We start from the raw sequence: 18,039 nt of genomic DNA, 5'->3' as shown, positions 1-18,039 counted from the left end.
CGGGTCGTCGGGGCAGCTCCATCACGCGCGGGAGGCCCGGTTCCGTCCTTCCGGCCCGGCCTCCGCGTACGCGACGCACGCGTACTCCCTGACGGACGGGGTGCGGACGTGTGAACCGCGCGCCTCGCGCACCTATACGCCCATCGGGTACCCGTGCGAGGGAGAACGGTCCGGGCATTCACCGATTCAGGTGATAGCGAGGGAGGCGAAACGTCCCTTCCGCAAGGAGGGCGGCCACGCTCGGAGCGACACATGGAGCCACCCTGTGGAGCGCCCGATGCACCTGATCCCCCGTCATGACCCTTACCTCGTCGTCCGTTCGGCCGACGGCGCCACCGTCGCCGCCCTCCGGGGCGAGCTGGACCTCGTCCTGGTCCGGCACCTGCGTCCCGAGCTGGACGCCCTCGTCAGGGAGTCCGACGCCCTGACGCTCGACATTCGCGGCCTCACCTTCTGCGATGCCACCGGGCTCGGCCTCCTGGCCCACTGCGCCGGGTGCGTGCGCCGGAGCGGGGCGCACTGGCGGCTCGTGTGCGACCAGCCGTCGATCCTGCGGCTGATCCGCCTGGCCGCTCTGGGTGACCTGCTGGCCCCGCAGACGGAGCTGCCGGACGAACTCCCGGACGCCCTGACCGCCGCCCCCGGCGTGACGAGCCCCGTCCCGTAGGGGAGGGGTCGGCGGTCCTCGGTGGGCGCGGGACGAAAACCCGTGGCGACGGGGGAGGGCCGCCCCGATGATGACGGGATGACCGCGTCTTCGTCCCCGCCGCCCGCCGCCCGCCCGTCCCCGGTGGACGCCCTGCTCGTCGTGGACGTCCAGTCCGCCTTCGTGACCGGCCCCGGAGCCGTACCGGACGCCGCCCGGCTCGTCGACCGTACGGCCGACCTGCTGGCACGGGCCCGGAAGGAGGGGGCGTTCGTCGTGCACCTGCAGAACGACGGGCCGCCCGGCGCGGAGGACGAACCGCACACGCCCGGCTGGGAACTGCACCACCCCGTCGAGCCGGGCCCCACGGAGGTGGTCGTCCGCAAGCCCTTCGACGACGGCTTCCGGGAGACCCCGCTCGGCGCGGTGCTCTCCGGTGCCGGGGTCCGGTCGGTCGCCGTCTGCGGAGTGATGTCCGAGATGTGCGTCCAGGCGACGGCCCGCACGGCGCTGGAGCGGGACTACCGGGTCGTCGTGCCGTTCGACGCCCACGCCACCCAGGACGTCCCGGCGGTACCGGGGGTCTGCGAAGCCGTTCCGGCGGCCGTCGCCTCACGGGTGGCGGCGTACGCGCTGGGAAGCGACGCGGAGGTCACCGTCGCCGCCGCCGCCGTCACCTTCGGACCGCCCGCCGTGGACTGAGCGGCCGCGCGCCGGGCTGCCGAGGGCCGGGCCGTCACGGAGGGGGCTGTCGTGGACGGGGCTGCCGGTGGTGTCCGTACGGACCGGCGCGCCCGGCCCGCCGGGGTCGGGTCGACGGGGTCGGGCCGCCGGGGTCGGGTCGACGGGTCAGGGGCGTCAGCCGTCCTCGCCGTTCCCGCTGTCCTCGGCCCGCCGGTCCGGCTGAATGCCCGCCAGCAGGTTGAACGCCCCGGTCAGGAGGTTCAGCGTCACCACTCCGACCACTTCCGCGATCACCCGGTCGCTCCAGCCGTGCGCCCGCACCTCGGCGACGTCCTCGTCGGTGAGGGAGCCCGGCTCGGCGAGGACGCGGAGGGCGAGCGCGATCAGCGCCGCTTCCCGGGGGTCCTTCGACGTGCCCTGACGGGCGAGCTCGACATCGGTCTCGGTGAGCCCCGCCGCGAGACCGGCGGCCCGGTGCGCCTCCCGGCAGGTGCCGCAACCGATCCACTCCTGGACCGCGAGCGACAGCTTCTCGCTCAGCGCGCGGGGGATCTTCACCCGCTTCATCGCCCGCGACAGGCTCAGATAGCCGTCGAGCAGCGCGGGCGAGTGGGCCATCGTCGACACCATCTCCCCGGCGGAGCCGTGCCGCCCGACGATGTCGGCCAACAGCTCCCCGGCCCGGCCCGGCGCCTGCTCGGGGGTGAGCGCGGCCAGTCTTCTCGTGGTCATGAACTCTCCTCTGCATACCCTCGGGAGGTATGACTGCATACCCTTGGGGGGTATGACGAACGAGGGGCGGGAAATGTTCCCGGGGACTGGGACCGGGGCCGTACGGATGGGCGCACCGAGGTCAGGAGCGGAGCCGGGGCCGGAGGCGGTCCCGGAGCGAGTCCTGCCGCCGTTCGCGTCGGTGGACGCGTCGCGGTCGGCACCCCAGCAGGTCGACGGCTCGCTGTCCGGCAGATGAACCGCGACAGGGCACCCGCCCGATCGCGACGCCGCCCCGCATCCGTCGCCTGCCCGGGGGTGGCGGCACCGCCGCCTCCGCACCGCGGCAGGAAAATCGAGGTGCCCCGGCCGCCACTCGTCCCTACGCTTCCCGTCATGGACAGCACCGGAGCCGGGCGGCTCCTGAACGTCGTGGATGTCGAAGCCACCTGCTGGGCCCGCGGTCAACCGCCGGGCGCGGTCAGCGAGATCATCGAGATCGGGCTGACCGTCGTCGACCTGGCCACCGCGGAGCGCCTCGCCCGGCATCGGATCCTGGTGCGTCCTGTCCGGTCCACGGTCAGCGAGTTCTGCACGGAGTTGACCGGTCTCACGCAACACGAGGTGGACGGAGGGGTCAGCTTCGCCGAGGCATGTCGGCTGCTGGCGGCCGAACACCACGCCGGGTCCCGTCCGTGGGCCAGTTGGGGCGACTACGACCGCAACCAGTTCACCCGGCAGTGCCGGCACACCCCGACGCCCTATCCCTTCGGTCGGCACCACACCAACGCCAAGGCGGTCTTCGCCGAGGCGTACGGCCTGCGCAAACGCCCTGGCATGGCGCAGGCCCTGGAGATCGCCGGGCAGCGGCTCGAAGGCCGTCACCACAGTGGCGAGGACGACGCCTGGAACATCGCCGCCCTCGTCCTCCACCTGTCTGAGCGGGGCACCTGGCCGGAGCCGTGCTGACCGCGCCGGGCATCCCTCTGTACGCGGAGGCCGCACAGCGGATCGGGGCCGTGCGCCTCACGACGGATCTCCGGGATCGGCTCTCAGCCCACGGCGTGTTCCGCCGAAGCCGGATTCACTGAGAATCGTGCGCCGAGCGTTCTCAGCGAATCGTGCGCCGAGTGTTCCCAGCCGATTCGGCAACCCCACGGCTGAGCACAAGATCCAAAGACAAGCTCACCGGACAGGACAGAGTCCGGACGGGGCGGCGGTCTCAGGCGTAGTCGTAGACGGTGGCGGCGATGTCGCGGGCACTCAGGGTGTCGCTGATGATCGGCTCGACGCGTTCCCACTTTCCGCCCGCGAGGCCGCAGCCGATGCGGGGCATGTGGACTGAGGCCTCGTTGGCGAGGGCGTGTTCGGCGACGGCTCGGAGGCAGCGTTCGACGGCGTCGTAACGGATGGGCGGACCGCTGCTTCCCGTCCTCATCCCGCGCTGCGCGACCATGTTCGCGACCCAGATGTCGGATCGGACGCGGACCATCTGTACCGCTCCGAGGGCGAAGTCGTTACCCGCGCGCTCGCGGTGCCAGCGGCGGTACTCGCGCTCCGGTTCGGGCCAGTGACGCGAGATCGCCAGGACGAATCCCTTGCCCCATCCGCCGAGGTCGTTGCAGACATGGGCGATGATCTTCGGCCCCTTCGCCCGGGGGTTGGTCGCGTCGCCCGCGACGATCTTCAACGGTTCCATGGAGTCATGATCGACCGGCCCCCGGGGCGGAGGCCAGTGCTTTTCCTCTCCTGCGTTCACCGCGCACCGCGTTCCCCCGCTGCTCGCCGGGCCGCCCCAGGACCGACCGGACCGGGTCCGAGGCCGCCGGGCCGAGGATCCCGCCGTCCTTCCGGTCGCGGATCGATCGGTTACGAGGGGCCGGGGGCCGGGCACACATAGGTCCCGCCGCCGCCCGTGTGGCCGTGGACCCCTCCCGCCGCGAGCCGGGACGGACCGCGCCGCCGCCCCAGGAGGAGCCGGTCATGAGCAGCGCACCCGCATCGCCCGCGCCACGGCGGGAGGTGTCGCCGCTGGAACTCTTCTTCGACCTGGCATTCGTCTTCGCGGTCTCCCAGCTCTCCCACCACCTCCTGGAGAACCTCACCGCGCGGGGCGCGGCGGAGACCGCGGTCCTCCTGGCCGCCGTTTTCGGCACCTGGGCCTTCACCAGCTACGAGGCCACCCTCCTCGACGTCGAGCGGATCGTCACCCGGTGGATGATCGTCGTCGTGATGGGCCTCGGCCTCTTCATGAACGCCGAGATCCCGAACGCCTTCGGCGACCACGCCCCGGCCTTCGTCGTCCCCCTGCTGGTGATCCAGTTCCTCGCCGTCACCGTGACGTCCGCCGCCGCCCGCACCGGGATCCAGCGCGAGCACTTCCGCCGCGCCCTGGTCTGGATCTCCTGCTCCGCCCCGCTGTGGATCGTGGGCGCGGCGGTCGGCCCGGAGCCCCGGCTCCGTTGGTGGGCCGCCGCCGCCCTCGTGGACGTCACCGGGACCTGGCTCGCCCACCCGCTGCCGGGCCGCACGCTCAGGAGCCGGGAGTTCGTCTTCGACGGCGGCCACATGCTCGAACGCCTCCGGCTGTTCTTCATCATCCTGCTCGGCGAGACCGTCCTCACCGCGGGCCGGGCGATGTCCGACGCCCCGGTCGACGCGCCCAGCGTGCTCGCGACCGCGGGCGTGTTCGTGGCCCTGGTCTGTCTGTGGGCCGCCTACTTCGGCGGCGGCGAGGACGTCGTCCGTACGGTCCTCGCCACCACCCCCGACCCGGTGCGGGCGCTCCGCCTCGGGGTGAACAGCGTCTATCTCGTGATGGCCGCGCTGGTCGCCCTCGCCGTCGGCAGCGAACTCGCCATCGCCCACCCCACCGGCCACGGTTCCACCACGATCGCCCTGCTCCTCTTCGGCGGCCCCGCGCTCTACCTCGTCACCACGGCCTGGTACTTCCGCACCACGGCGGGCGGAGCCTGGACCGAGCGGCTCGCCGGGGCCGCCGTGCTCGTCGTCGTGGGGGTGGCCGCCGTCCGGCTGCCCCCGCTCGCCTCCGTCGTCCTGCTCGACGTGGTCCTCCTCACGACCGCCGCCGTCCTGGTCCGTGCCCACCGGGGTCTGACGCGTTCCCTCCGGAAGGCCCCTCCGGGCTGACCGCCCCGCCGGGCCCGCCCGCGAACCGCCCGGGAGTCGTGCCCACGAGCCGTTTGAACGAACGCGTCAGATGCGCCTGGTCGTAGAAACCGGTGGTCGCCGCGACCTCCCCCGGCGGCATCCCGTCGAGCAGCAGCCGCCGGGCCCGGTCCAGGCGCCGGGCCGTCAGATACTGGTGCGGGGCGATGCCGAAAGCCCGGCTGAACGCCCGTACGAGATGGGTGGGGTGGGCGCCCAGCAGCCCCGCCGCCTCCTCCAGGGGCACCCCCTGGAACAGCCGCGCGTCGAGCAGCTCCCGCAGGGCGTGCGCCACCCCGGGCGCGGTCCCACGCGCGCGCGTGGCGGAGCCGGGCCGCAGATGGCCGCCCAGCCGTTCGCGGACCAGGGCGAGACGGCACTGCGCCTCGAACTCGTCGCCCGGTTCCGTCAGCGCGGTGTGCAGCTGCCCGATACGGTGCCGCAGCAGCGGGTCGACCAGGTCGGGGGAGTCGACGGCGGCGCCGATCAGGCTCTCGTCGAGCTGGGTCAGATCCAGGTACAGGACCCGCTTGCGGAAGCCGTGCGCGGTCGCGGGGGAGCCGTTGTGCGGGACCTGCGGCGGCAGCAGCGACACGGTGTCGCCCGGCGTGCCGTGCTCGCGCCGGTCCAGGTCGTACCGGACCGCGCCGTCGTCGACGATCAGCAGCGTCCACACGTCGTGGACGTGCATCGGGTACGCGTGCTCGGTGAACCGGGCGTGGAACACCTCCACCACCCCGGGGACGCGCGGACGCCACGCCGTGACCCGCTGCCCCGCCACCATGCAAGGAATGTACAAGACGCCCCGGGGCCGTACCCGGCAGCCTCGGGGGATGACCACCACCGACCACGCGCCCGTGCGCTTCGACACCAAGATCGCCGTCCTGCTCCGGGAGGACCTGGAGACCTGGCAGCGGCTGAACGTGACCGCCTTCCTGGTCAGCGGGCTCGGCACCCTGCTGCCCGAGGTGATCGGCGAACCGTACGCGGACGCCGACGGCACCCCGTACTTCCCGATGTTCCGCCAGCCCGTCCTGGTCTTCGAAGGCACCGGGAGGACCCTCGTCACGGCGCACGGCCGCGCGCTCTCCCGCGCGCTCCCGACCGCCCTGTTCACGACGGACCTCTTCACCACCGGCAACGACCGCGACAACCGGGCCGCCGTCCGCGCGGTGGCCACGGCGGACCTCGACCTCGCGGGCTTCGCCGTGTACGGGCCCCGCAACGCCGTCGACAAGGTCCTCAAGGGCGCCCGTATGCACCCCTGACGGCCTCCCGCGTGACCCCGGCGTCGCGGGCCCGGGCCGGGACGGGGCCGGGGCCGGGGGACGGCCCCCGTGCCCGCTCCGCGCGCGTCGTCGGTGACGACCGGGCACGCGGGGCCCGGCCCTCACCCGCGCGCCCGCTCCGCGCACTCCAGAAGCACCGGCAGGGCCGCCGCCAGGGCGTCCGTCCCCCGTGCGTACGGCAGCCGGATCCGGTCCCGGAAGCCGTCCACCGGGGAGAAGGCGGCGCCGGGCACCACCGACACGCCATGTCTGCGGGCCAGCTGGGCGAGCGCCTCGGTGTCGGTCCCCGGGACCCGCACCCAGAGCGCGGGCCCGCCCGCCGGCCGGGTCCACTCCCAGTGCGGCGCCCACGTCCGCAGCAGCGCCTCCGCCGCGTCCCGCTGCTCCCGCAGCGCGGCCCGGCGGTGCGCGCGTGCCTCCGGGAGCCGGTCCAGAAGCCGTACGGCGACGAGCTGGTCCAGCACCGAACACGACAGGTCCACCGAGGTCTTGATCTGCGCGAGCCGCGACACCACCTGCGGCGACGCACGGACCCAGCCCACCCGCAGACCACCCCAGAACAACTTCGACAGCGTGCCCACGGTCACCGTCGAACCCATCGGCAGCTCCGCCACGAGCGGCACCGGAACGTCCTCGCCCCCGGCAGCCGTCCCCGCCCCCGGAAACCCGGTTTCCTGGAGCCCGGCTCCCCGGGATCCGGCCCCTTGGGACCCGGCCCCTTGGAGTCCGGCTCCCGTCCCCGGCGTCCCGTCCGCCGCCTGGACCCCACCGGCCCCGTCCGGCCCCAGCGCGAGTTCGGCGCAGGCCATGTCCTCCACCGTGAACAGTTCCAGGTCGGCCAGGACCCGGCGCCACTCCCGGCGCGCGGCCCCGTCCAGACTCCGCCCGGTCGGATTGTGCACCGTCGGCTGGAGGTACACGAGCCGGGGCCGCGCGTGCCCGACGAGCCGCCGCAGCGCCGCCGGACCGGATCCGTCCGTCCCCGGCCCCTCCCCGCCCGGCCCGTCCCCGCCCACCGGCACCAGCCGGGCACCCCGCGCGCGCAGCGCCTCCAGGGCGCCCCGATAGGTCGGATCCTCCACGACCACCGTGTCCCCGGGCTCCACGAGGGCCTGCGCCACCAGCCACACCGCCTGCTGCGAACCCGCCGTCACCAGGATCTGCGCCGCCTCGGTCGGCACCCCCGCCGCCCGGTAGTAGGCGGCGACGCCCTCCCGCAGCGCCGGAAGACCGTACGGGTGGTAGCCGTCCTCGCCGAGGAGCCCGCCGAGGTCGTCACGGGTCAGCGCGGTCACCTCCTCGCCCACCGTGCCGAGCCCCGGCAGCGCCCCGCTCGACAGATCGGCCGCTCCCGTGCCGTCGGCGGCGCGCGAACGGGCGTCGAAGCTCACGAGCCTGCCCTCGGTCACATATCCGTCGGGCGCCCCGGAGCCCCGCAGCCGCGAACCGCTGCCCCGGACGCTCTCCAGCCGCCCCGCGTCCTCCAGGAGCCCATAGGCGGCGGTCACGGTGGACCGGCTCACCCCGAGCACCAGCGCCAGCTCGCGCTGCGAGGGCAGGACGGTGCCGCCCGCCACGTCCCCCCGCTCGCCCAGCTCCCGCAGGGCGTCCGCGAGCCGCCGGGGCAGCGGCCCCGGCCCCTCCGACGACCAACCGGTGAGAAGTCGGGACAAACGGGTCGAAGAAATCCTGGCCATGACACCCATGGTGCGCGAAGACGCAGGCCAATCCTGCCCGACTGGTCGTTGTCGCCCCGGGACCCCCGGCGGATGATCGACAGGGCGGGACCGGGCCGAGGGCCCGGAGGACCGGACAGGGAGATGGGTGAGGTCATGGCGACCGTCGTGCTGGTCGGCACACTGGACACCAAGGGCGAGGAGTACGCCTGGCTGCGCGAGCGGCTCAGGGAGTACGGCAGCGACGTCCTCCTCGTCGACACCGGGGTCATGCCGCCGCCCGCCCACGCGCCGGTGCCCGACGTCTCCGCCGACGTCGTCGCACGGGCCGGGGGCCACGACCTCGCCGCCCTGAGGGCGGCGGGCGACCGGGGCGCGGCCGTCGCCGCGATGGCCCAGGGTCTCAGCCGGGTCGTCGTCGACCTCTACCGCAAGGGCCGCCTCCACGCCGTGCTCGCCGCCGCGGGCAGCGGCGGCTCCGCCATCGCCGCACAGGCCATGCGGGCCCTGCCCATCGGCGTACCGAAGGTGCTCGTCAGCACCATGGCCGGGGGAGACGTCTCCCCGTACGTCGACAGCAGCGACCTCACCCTGATGTACAGCGTCGTCGACATCTCCGGACTGAACTCCGTCTCCTGCCAGGTCCTCGGCAACGCCGCCGCCGCGGCCGCCGGGATGGCCCGCCGCCACGAGCGCAACCACGACGAGCCCGCGGGCCGGGGACGGCCGGTCGTCGCCGCCACCATGTTCGGCGTGACGACCCCGGCCGTCGACGTCGCCCGCGCCCGGCTCGCCGAACTCGGCTACGAGGTCCTCGTCTTCCACGCCACCGGCGCGGGCGGCCGGGCGGTCGAGAAGCTCGCCAGGGACGGGATGCTCGACGGCGTCCTCGACCTCACCACCACCGAACTCGCCGACGAACTCGTCGGCGGGGTGCTCAGCGCGGGCCCGGCCAGGCTCACCGCCGCCGGAATGATGGGCGTTCCCCAGGTCGTCGCCCCCGGCGCCCTCGACATGGTCAACTTCGGTCCCGCCGCGACCGTGCCCGAGCGGTTCGCCGAGCGGCGGCTGCTCATCCACAACGCCACCGTGACCCTGATGCGCACGACCCCCGGCGAGATGGCCGAACTGGGCACCGGGATGGGCCGCAAACTGCGCACCGCCCGGGGCCCGGCCGAGGTCTTCTGGCCCCTGCGCGGACTGTCCGCCGTGGACGTGGCCGACGGGCCGTTCGAGGACCCGGAGGCCGACCGGGCCGGTCTGGACGCGCTCCGCGCCGCCGTCCGGGGCGGCGAGGTCCGCGTCCACGAACTCGACGCCCACGTCAACGACCCCTCCTTCGCCGTCGCCATGGCCGACCGCCTCCACCGGCTGATCAGCGAGAAGGCACGCGCCACCACGTTCTGAAGACCGGTCGTGACCGATACCGATACCGATACCGATACCGGAATCGGAATCGGTACGGCGACCGGGCACGCACCGGCAACACCCCACCCGAGACACCGAGGAGTGACGATCGTGACCACCATCAGCCGCCAGGACGTGCTCGACCGGCTGCGCGCGCAGGTCGCCGCGGGCCGCCCGGTCGTCGGCGCCGGAGCGGGCACCGGCCTCTCCGCCAAGTGTGCCGAGGAGGGCGGGGTGGATCTGCTGATCATCTACAACTCCGGCCGTTACCGGATGGCCGGGCGGGGCTCGCTCGCGGGCCTCCTGCCGTACGGCGACGCCAACGCGATCGTCCAGGACATGGCCCGCGAGGTGCTGCCGGTGGTCCGCGACACCCCCGTCCTCGCGGGCGTCTGCGGCACGGACCCGTTCCGCCGCATGGACCTCTTCCTCGACCAGCTCAAGGCCATGGGCTTCGCGGGCGTGCAGAACTTCCCCACGGTCGGCCTCTTCGACGGGACCTTCCGCGTCAACCTGGAGGAGACCGGCATGGGGTACGGCCTGGAGGTGGACATGGTCCGCGCCGCCCACGAGCGCGACCTGCTCACCGCCCCCTACGTCTTCGACCCCGAGCAGGCGGCCGACATGGCGCGGGCCGGCGCCGACGTCCTGGTGCCCCACGTCGGACTCACCACCAAGGGAGCCATCGGCGCGGGCACGGCCATGACGCTCGACCAGGCGGCAGCCGCCGTCCAGGAGATGCACGACGCGGCGAAGCGCGTGAACCCCGAGGTCCTGGTCCTCTGCCACGGCGGGCCGATCGCCGAACCGGAGGACGCCCGGTACGTCCTGGAGCACACCACCGGGGTCGTCGGCTTCTTCGGCGCCTCCTCGATCGAACGCCTGCCCACCGAGCGGGCCATCACGGAGCAGACCCGTGCCTTCAAGGCCCTGGCCAGCGGCTGAGGCCGTTGTCAGTGCCGTGCCGTACAACTGGGTGAACTGGTGAACGGAACGGCACGACCGGCCGTCCACGCGGACGACCGGACAGGGGGACGGCGCATGGACACTTTCGCGGACCCGGGGTGGCCCGGCCGGGTGCCCTTCCTCGGCCGGGCCGGTGAACTCGACCTGCTCGACGCGCTGTTACGCGGCCGGGCCGGGGGAGCGGGCCCGGTGGCCGTGGACGTCACGGGCGAGCCGGGCATCGGCAAGACCCGGCTCGCCACGGAGTTCGCGTCACGGGTCCGGGGGCGCGGCGCGGACGGACGACGGGCCCCGCTCGTCCTCCACGGCCGTGCGGGCCCCGGTCCGACCCCGGACTCACCCTTGCGGGCCTGGGCCGACGCCCTGGCCGGACTCGACCACCACGACCGGACCGCCCACCCGGAACTGTCCGCGCTGGCGGACCTCGTCGAGAGCCTGACGGAAGGTCCGGTCGCTGGGCACACCGGCCGGGACCTCGGCTGCGGCGGGCATCCGGACGAGAGCCCGGCGGTGGCCCACGGGAGTCACGGAGCCGGGTCCACCCGCCACCCCGGTGCCGCCGGTCCCCGCGGCCGACCCGGCGCCGCCGGTTCCGGCCCCCTCCCCGACACGGCGCTGGTGCGCCGGATCGCCCGTGCGGTCCGTGCCGTACCGGCCCCCGGACTCCTGCTCGTCCTCGACGACCTGCACCACGCCGACACCGCCACCGTCGCCCTCGTGGACCAGCTGCTCCGGCACCCGCTCCGGGCGCCCGTCCTGCTCGTACTGGTCCGGCGCGAGCGCCAGACCGGGCCCGGGCTCGCTGCGCTCCTCGCCCGGGGGGCCGACAGCGGCTCCCTGACCCGGCTCCCGCTCCGCCCGCTGACGGCCCACGACGGGATCGAGGCCCTCGCCCCGGGCCTGTCACCGGGAGCGGCCCGTGAACTCCACGCCACGAGCCTCGGGAACCCGCTCCACCACCGGGCCCTCGCGCACCTCCGCCTCCGCCCGGACGAGACGCCCGGCACCGGCCCGGCGGTGGCGCTCCTCGACGAACTGGCCGCGCTCACCCCGCCCGAACGGGCCGTCGTGGACGCTCTCGCCGTCCTCCACGGCCCCGTGACCACGGATCTGCTGGCCGCCATGACCGGCCTCGCCGCCACCCCGACGCCCGAGTCGGCCACCCCCTGCGGGGACTCCCGGCCGACGCCCGCGCAGGCGGACCGCCGGGTCGAGCGGCCGGGAGACCGGTACCCGGACCGGCCGGGAGGCCCGGCACCGGACCGGCAGGCACCCCTGCGGATTCCTACGGCCGCACCGGGGGGCGGGCTCCCGCACCCGCCGTCGGACCGGCACGTGCCCGTCGGAACCCCGGCCGACCGGAACACGGCCCCCCTCGCCGACCGGCCCACGCACCTGTACGGGGCGGCGGACCTGTACGGGGACCGGCTCACGGGCCTTCCGGCGGACCGGACACCGGACATGCCGACACACGAGCACGCGCCCGGGGAGGGAACGGCGGGCCGGTACGGGGACAGGGACCAGCACCGTGACCGGGACACGAACCCGCCGATGGACCTGCGGCCCGGCTGCGCCCCGGCGGCGAACCGCGCCTCGTCGGCTGGTCCTGCTCCTGCTCCGGCTCCCGCCTCGGGTCCTGCTCCGGCCGAGACACCAGGCCCTGCCGCGCACCCGGGTTCCGCCCGGGCCTCGGGTCCGGACCCTGCCCCGGGCTCCGGCTCGGCCCCGGACCTCGCGGGGGCTCGGGGAGCCCCCGGGGCCGCCCGGTCCGCCGTCCGGCCCCCGGGGCTCGTTCCCGGGTGGCCGGTCCCAGCGGGAGAGCCACGTCGGGAGCCGGTGGGGGACACCGACGACCGGGTCCCGGGGCGGGTCGTCCCCCGCTGGGCCGCCCCCGGTCTCGACGGCGTCCTGCGGGCTCTGGCCCACCGGGACCTCGTCCGGGCCGCCGAGGACGGGCGGGCCCTCGTCCTGCGCCACCCCGCGCTCCCCGAGATCCTCCGGGCCGCGATCGACCCCTGGCACCGCAGGGAACTGCACCGGCGGGCGGCCCGTGCCCTGGCGGGGGCCGGGGCGCCGGTGACCGTACGGGCCCCGCACCTCGTCCGGGCCACCACGACCTGGGACCCGGAGGCCGCCGCCCAGCTCGTCGAGGCCGCCGAGCGGATCGACCCGGCCGACCCGGCGCGCGCCGCCGACTGGCTGGCCACCGTCCTCGCACTGCTGCCCGACACCCCCGAACACCGGACGGCCCGGCGGGACCTGACGTTCCGCCGGGCGCGGTCCCTCGCCTCGGCGGGCCGGACGACGGAGGCGCGGGACCTCCTCCACCTCGTCGACGCCCCCGGCTCGGGCGACGGCCCGGACGGGCGGGAGGCGACGGAGCTACGGACCGCCGCCGTCCTGCTCCGCGCCTCCGTGGAGCGTCAGCTCGGCCACCACGCCGAGGCCGACGCGCTGCTCCGCCGGGAACTGGAACGGACCCCCGGGCCCCGCCCCGGAGCACGGAACCGGCTCGTCGTGGAGTGGGGCTGCCGGGCCCTCTCCGCCGCCCGCTACCCCGAGGCCCGTCCGGCCGTCACCCGGACCCTGGAAGAGGTCCGGCGACGGCACGACGAGACGGATACGGCCGAGGTCCTCACCCTGGCGGCCCTCGGGGAGGCGTACGAGGGGGCGACCGCCACCGCCCGCACCCACGTCCGGGAGGCGGCCGCCCTCACCGACGCCCTCACCGACGGCGAACTGACCGGCCACACCGAGTCGCTGATCCGGCTCGCCTGGGCCGAGGCGTTCCTCGAACGGTACGCGGCGGCCGAGCACCACACGGCCCGGGGCGCCGCGCTGGCCCGCCGGGCCGGACGGCCCCTCGCGCTCTCCCAGCTCCTTCTCTGCTCCGCCTACGTCCACCTCCTGACCGGCAGGGTGGGCCGGGCCCTCGCCCTCGCCGAGGAGTCCCTCACCGCCGCCCGGGCCCCGGGCGGCCTCGAACTCCTCGGCTTCACCCGGGCGATCCGCGCCGTCGTCCTGTTGCACGCCCGGCCGCTCGGCGACCCCGAACCGCTGGCGGCGGCCGAGGAGGCCGCCGCCACGGTGGGCACCGCGCGGGGCTGGTGGGCCACCCAGGCCCGCGCGCTCCTCGCCTACTCCGTGGCGACGGCACGGGACCCGCACCGGGCCCGCGAGGTCCTGCTGGACGCGGGCGGAGGCCCGGACCTCACGGGGCTCCAGCCCTCGCTGCGCCCCGCGTACCTCGAACTCCTCGTGGAGGCGTCCCTCGGCGCCGGAGACCTCGCGGAGGCCGAGCGCGCCGCCCGCCGGGCCCTTGAGGAGGCGGCCACACTGGGCCTGCCGACGCAGAGCGCCGCCGCAGGACAGGCCTGGGGCAGGGTCCTCGCCCGGCGCGGCGAACGGAGCGCGGCGGCGACGGCGTTCACCGAGGCGGCACGGGAGGGCGCCCGGTCCGGGGCGACGCTCCGGGAGGCGCACGGCCTGCTGCTCGCCGCGCCCGGGGTCCGGGCCGCCGGGGACGGCCCGCACGCGGCGGCCCTCTGGCGCCGGGGCCGTCGGCTGGCCTCCGAGGGCGGCGCCCGCCTCCTGGTGGACCTGGCCGACCGGACCCGCCCGGACGCCCCGGACGGCACCACGGGCTCCCGGCTCGCCGCGCTCACCCCGCGCGAGCGCGAGATATCCGCCCTGGTCGCGGAGGGGCTGACCAACCAGGCCGTGGCCGAACGGCTCTGCTTGAGCCCTCGCACGGTCGAGAGCCATGTCGCCCGGGTCTACCGGAAGACGGGTGTGGAGACCCGGGCGGGCCTCGCGTCGCTCGTCGCCAGGGACCGGGCGGACGGCGTGGCCGGGAGGGATCAGTCCTTGCGGGGATAGACGGTGTCCACCCGGCCCTTGGAGTCGGCTCTCAGATAGGCGGAACCGTACGAGTCGGACAGGTACACGCTGAGCCCCAGCGAGTTGCCGACGAGGGTCGAGGCCGGGACGAGGATGACGTACCGGCTCGTCGGCTCGGCCACGCCCAGTTCCTTGTCGGCGCGCTTCAGGAGCGCGGGCAGGACTTCCCAGTCGACGGTTTCGGGGTCCACCGGGACGGTGCCGGGGAAGGCCGTGCCCGAACCCTGACGGACGGCCACGTCCTCGCCCCGGTAGACGTACCGGTCGTACCGCTTGGTGCTTCCCTTGACCAGGGCCTCGGCGATCGCGTACTCCGGGTACACGACGAATCTGGTGACCTTGGTCCCGCCCGAGGCCGCCTTCACGGCGGCGATGGCGGCGCGGACCCCGGCGGGCGTCAGAAGGTTCGGCTTCTCCGCCTTGTCCGTCCCCGCCTTCCCGGTCCCCTTCCCCGTGGGCACCTTCGGCGCCGAGGGCCGCTGGGCCGTCGGGCCCGGCTGCGAGGCTGCCCCGCCCGGCCCGCTGCCGGGGTCGGACGGCTGCCACTGCCAGGCCATCGCCCCGACGGGGATGCCGACGGCCAGCGCCACGACGACGGCGGCGCGCAGCACCGGCCTGGCACGCCCCCGGCGCCGCCCCCCGTCGGCACGGGAGGACGAGACGGCCGCCGGGGTGGTCGCCGGAGCCGGGGATCCGACAGCGGAGGGCCCGGCCCCCGAGGACGGACCGGACGGGTCGGGCGCCGGAGACGGCGGACCCGGAGGCAGCGGACCCGAGGGAGGCGCCAGCCGGAAGGAGGTGGACCCGCCGGAGGGACCCGGGCCGCCTGCGGTCCCGGCGGGCGCCGGGGGAGCGGCCTCCCGGAGGCCCGGGCCCCCGGCGCCGCTCGTCGGCGCCATCTCGGCGAGCGCCCGGTCGAGTTCCGCCGCGTCCGGGCGGGCGGCCGGGTCCCGTACGAGGAGACGGGCCAGGACCCCGCTCAGCGCACCGGCCCGGCGCGGCGGCGGCACGTCGTCGGAGAGCACGGCCGCGAGCGTCGCCAGGGTGTTCTCGCGCCGCAGCGGATGGGTGCCCTCGACCGCCACGTACAGGAGCATCCCGAGCGACCACAGGTCGGCGGCGGGACCGCTGCCCGCGTTGCCCCGGATGCGTTCGGGGGCCATGTAGTCGGGGGAGCCGATGATGGAGCCGGAGGCGGTCAGGACGGTCGACTCGCGGATCGCCGCGATGCCGAAGTCGGTGAGGACGGGCCGCCCGTCCGGCCGCAGGAGGACGTTCGCGGGCTTCACGTCACGGTGCTCGATGTCCCGCTCGTGGGCGGCCCGCAGGGCGGAGAGCAGCTCACGGCCGAGCGCGGCGGCCTCGGCGGGCGCCAGGGGCCCCCGGTCGAGCCGGTCCTGGAGGGACCCGCCGGTGACCAGTTCCATCACGAGCCACGGGTACGTTCCCTCACCGGCGTCCACGATGTGGTGGATCGTCACCACGTTGGGGTGGTCGATCCGGGCCAGGGCGCGGGCCTCCCGCAGGACGCGGGCGCGCAGGGTCCGGGCGCCCTCGACGTCGTGCTCGGCCATCGCGGGGTCCGGCGGGCGCACCTCCTTGAGCGCCACATCACGGTGGAGGGCCAGGTCGCGGGCGCGCCAGACCGTTCCCATCCCGCCACCGCCCAGCCGTTCCACCAGCTCGAAGCGGCCGTCGATCACTCTGCTCACACGCACCCCTGTCGGGTCCCCGGGGCGGCGGCGGCCCTCGGCCCCACCCCGCCCACTTCGCCGTACACGTTCATCCGGTAGCGCCCCACGGGCGCGTCGGTCCCGGGAAGACCGAGCGGTCCCGGCGGGAGACCGCCCCCGCCGGCCTCCGCGTCCGCACCCCCGGTCCCGGGGGCAGACCCGGTGCCGCCCCCGACCGTACTACCGTGCGAGTCGGCCGTGTCGTGCTCCCCGTGCGTCCGGTACAGCTCGTCCGCCCGCCGGTACGACCGAGCCGCCTCCTCCGGCGCCCCGGCCGCCTCGAAGGCCTGCCCGGCCCGTCGGTGCAGAGCGGTGGCGTGCCGTAAATCGTCCCAGGCCAGGGCCGTTTCGGCGGCCCGGGCGTACTCCACCGCCGCTCGGTGGGGCTCATCGAGCAGCAGGGCGCAGTACGCGAGCAGCGCCCCGGCACGTACGCGCTCCGCCGGGTCGTCGTCCCCGGCCGGTCCGGCCGCCGCCCGTTCCAGGAACGCGACGGCCTCGCGGGCGCGCCCGCGCTCCACGTACGCGATCCCGAGCCCGAGGTGTGCGCAGGCCCCCAGCCGGGGGTCGGAACCGGCCGTGTCGGCGAGCCGGACGGCCTCCACGAGCAGAGCCAGCCGCTCGTCCGCCGGGTCGGCCGACGGGGCGGTGGGACCGTCCGGGGTCGTGACTTCTTCCGCCGCCGTGCCCGCTCCCGGCTCCGGGCTCGCACCGGGTCCGCCCGGCCGGAGCGCACCCGGTTCGTCCCCGGTGGGCTCCCCGCCCTCCGCCCGTCTCTGCTCCCGCTCCCCCTCCCCCTCCCGCTGCGACGCGAGCGTCCGCGCGAGGGAGAGGAGGAGGCGTATGCGGTCGTCCGTCCTGAGCGGCGCCGTGGGCTCATCGGCGGCGAGTGCCGCACGGAGCAGCGCCGCCGCCTCCCGGTGGGCGCCGGTGGCCCGCAGTACGGCGGCGAGCAGCGGTTCGTGCACGGCGGCGCACCACGGCCGTCCCCCGAACCGGTGGCCCGCCACGGCGGCCCTCAGCAGGGGGAGGGCTGCGGGCGGATCGTCCGGCGCCGTGATCCGGCCCAGCAGGGCACGCGTGTCGGCGAGGACCCGCGAAACGGCGGGTTCCGCCGCGTGCGGAACGGCGAAGGCGATGAGCCGGATGAGTTCCGCGCGGAGGACCGCCGCCTCGACGTCCGGGTCGGGGGTGGTGTCCAGCAGCTCGGCGACGGCCAGATCGCGGGAGAGGCGGACCGTGACGGCCTCGGCGACGGAGGCGTGGCCGGTCGTGTGCAGGACGGCGGCCCGCTCGTGGAGTTCGTCGAGCGCGGCCCGCGCCGTGCCGCCCGGCTCGGGTCCCGCGAGCAGCGCGCGGGCCCGGGAGATGAGTGCCTTGCCGCGCTGACCGGCCTGTTCGTGCAGGTCGGCGGCGCGGGTGAAGAGCGGTCCCGCGATCGACCGCACCGGGCCCAGACGGTCCAGCGCGGCCGCGTCCAGGGCGTCGGCGTGGTCCCCGGGAGCGAGGACGCCGTCCGTGCGGCGCAGGGCGGTCGCGGCCCGCTCCCAGGCGTCGGCGGCCCCGGGGTGGGCGTCGGCGGTGAGGCGCCGGGCATGGTGGAGGAGTTCGTGCGGATCCTCCGGTTCACCGGGGCCGCCGCGCCCCGGGCCGTACGGATGCTCAGAACGCGGGAAGGCGTCGGGTGAGCGGCTGCTCATGTGCGGTGCTCCGGCGGGTGGGGAAGGGACGAACGCAGAGGTCGGACCGACTTTCGCAGTCCGGGGCCGCCCGCACATCCGTAGAAATACGGAACCCTCGGAACCGGCCGCTCCCCGCCCGGCCGCCCCGCCCCGCTCCCGTCCGCTCCGCCGCACTTG

At 75.6% G+C, this 18,039-nt stretch carries 14 protein-coding genes; 8 read left to right on the top strand and 6 right to left on the bottom strand.

What is annotated here, in order from left to right:
- Positions 1 to 277 precede the first annotated feature (277 nt).
- Both ACIRQY_RS16990 and ACIRQY_RS16985 read left to right on the top strand, forming a co-directional pair.
- The gene (locus ACIRQY_RS16990) at positions 278 to 667 is read left to right on the top strand and encodes an STAS domain-containing protein (RefSeq protein WP_351783790.1); all 390 of its coding nucleotides are present in this window, start codon (positions 278 to 280) and stop codon (positions 665 to 667) included.
- A 78-nt stretch (positions 668 to 745) separates the two neighbouring features.
- On the top strand, positions 746 to 1,348 hold the full coding sequence (locus ACIRQY_RS16985; RefSeq protein WP_403926197.1) for an isochorismatase family protein: 603 nt from the start codon (positions 746 to 748) through the stop codon (positions 1,346 to 1,348).
- 156 nt (positions 1,349 to 1,504) lie between these two features.
- On the opposite strand, the gene ACIRQY_RS16980 is transcribed toward ACIRQY_RS16985, so the two are convergent.
- On the bottom strand, positions 1,505 to 2,062 hold the full coding sequence (locus ACIRQY_RS16980; protein WP_403926195.1) for a carboxymuconolactone decarboxylase family protein: 558 nt from the start codon (positions 2,060 to 2,062) through the stop codon (positions 1,505 to 1,507).
- 375 nt (positions 2,063 to 2,437) lie between these two features.
- Between ACIRQY_RS16980 and ACIRQY_RS16975 the strand changes: the two genes are divergently transcribed.
- Positions 2,438 to 3,010, top strand: a complete 573-nt coding sequence (locus ACIRQY_RS16975; RefSeq protein ID WP_403926192.1) for an exonuclease domain-containing protein — start codon at positions 2,438 to 2,440, stop codon at positions 3,008 to 3,010.
- A gap of 253 nt (positions 3,011 to 3,263) precedes the next feature.
- Here ACIRQY_RS16975 and ACIRQY_RS16970 read toward each other — a convergent pair whose 3' ends face one another.
- Positions 3,264 to 3,740 (bottom strand): macro domain-containing protein, encoded by a 477-nt coding sequence (locus tag ACIRQY_RS16970; protein ID WP_351783798.1) that lies wholly within the window; start codon positions 3,738 to 3,740, stop codon positions 3,264 to 3,266.
- 284 nt (positions 3,741 to 4,024) lie between these two features.
- Between ACIRQY_RS16970 and ACIRQY_RS16965 the strand changes: the two genes are divergently transcribed.
- Positions 4,025 to 5,191 (top strand): low temperature requirement protein A, encoded by a 1,167-nt coding sequence (locus tag ACIRQY_RS16965; RefSeq protein WP_403926188.1) that lies wholly within the window; start codon positions 4,025 to 4,027, stop codon positions 5,189 to 5,191.
- Here the strand turns inward: ACIRQY_RS16965 and ACIRQY_RS16960 are convergent.
- Entirely contained in the window at positions 5,118 to 5,993 is an 876-nt protein-coding gene (locus tag ACIRQY_RS16960; protein WP_403926185.1) for an AraC family transcriptional regulator, read from the bottom strand. The genes ACIRQY_RS16965 and ACIRQY_RS16960 overlap by 74 nt on opposite strands.
- A gap of 49 nt (positions 5,994 to 6,042) precedes the next feature.
- On the opposite strand from ACIRQY_RS16960, the gene ACIRQY_RS16955 reads away from it, so the two are divergent.
- Positions 6,043 to 6,477 carry a DUF2000 family protein gene (locus ACIRQY_RS16955; RefSeq protein ID WP_403926182.1) on the top strand — a complete coding sequence of 145 codons (435 nt, stop codon included), beginning with the start codon at positions 6,043 to 6,045 and terminating at the stop codon, positions 6,475 to 6,477.
- A gap of 122 nt (positions 6,478 to 6,599) precedes the next feature.
- On the opposite strand, the gene ACIRQY_RS16950 is transcribed toward ACIRQY_RS16955, so the two are convergent.
- On the bottom strand, positions 6,600 to 8,195 hold the full coding sequence (locus ACIRQY_RS16950; RefSeq protein WP_403926179.1) for a PLP-dependent aminotransferase family protein: 1,596 nt from the start codon (positions 8,193 to 8,195) through the stop codon (positions 6,600 to 6,602).
- A 135-nt stretch (positions 8,196 to 8,330) separates the two neighbouring features.
- Between ACIRQY_RS16950 and ACIRQY_RS16945 the strand changes: the two genes are divergently transcribed.
- The 3 genes from ACIRQY_RS16945 to ACIRQY_RS16935 all read left to right on the top strand — a co-directional run bounded on the left by ACIRQY_RS16945 (position 8,331) and on the right by ACIRQY_RS16935 (position 14,426).
- Entirely contained in the window at positions 8,331 to 9,581 is a 1,251-nt protein-coding gene (locus ACIRQY_RS16945; RefSeq protein WP_351783808.1) for a Tm-1-like ATP-binding domain-containing protein, read from the top strand.
- 111 nt (positions 9,582 to 9,692) lie between these two features.
- On the top strand, positions 9,693 to 10,526 hold the full coding sequence (locus ACIRQY_RS16940; protein ID WP_403926176.1) for a phosphoenolpyruvate hydrolase family protein: 834 nt from the start codon (positions 9,693 to 9,695) through the stop codon (positions 10,524 to 10,526).
- Positions 10,527 to 10,622: 96 nt separating this feature from the next.
- Positions 10,623 to 14,426 carry an AAA family ATPase gene (locus ACIRQY_RS16935; RefSeq protein WP_403926173.1) on the top strand — a complete coding sequence of 1,268 codons (3,804 nt, stop codon included), beginning with the start codon at positions 10,623 to 10,625 and terminating at the stop codon, positions 14,424 to 14,426.
- On the opposite strand, the gene ACIRQY_RS16930 is transcribed toward ACIRQY_RS16935, so the two are convergent.
- Complete coding sequence (locus ACIRQY_RS16930; protein WP_403926170.1) at positions 14,408 to 16,159, bottom strand: serine/threonine-protein kinase; 1,752 nt, start codon at positions 16,157 to 16,159, stop codon at positions 14,408 to 14,410. The genes ACIRQY_RS16935 and ACIRQY_RS16930 overlap by 19 nt on opposite strands.
- Positions 16,156 to 17,880 (bottom strand): hypothetical protein, encoded by a 1,725-nt coding sequence (locus ACIRQY_RS16925; RefSeq protein ID WP_403926168.1) that lies wholly within the window; start codon positions 17,878 to 17,880, stop codon positions 16,156 to 16,158. Before ACIRQY_RS16925 ends, ACIRQY_RS16930 begins: the two co-directional genes overlap by 4 nt.
- Positions 17,881 to 18,039: the final 159 nt, after the last annotated feature.

Origin of the sequence: Streptomyces sp. NPDC101490 (assembly GCF_044767145.1) — a bacterium.
Taxonomy (GTDB): domain Bacteria; phylum Actinomycetota; class Actinomycetes; order Streptomycetales; family Streptomycetaceae; genus Streptomyces.
This window is presented reverse-complemented; position numbering and strand designations above follow the sequence as displayed.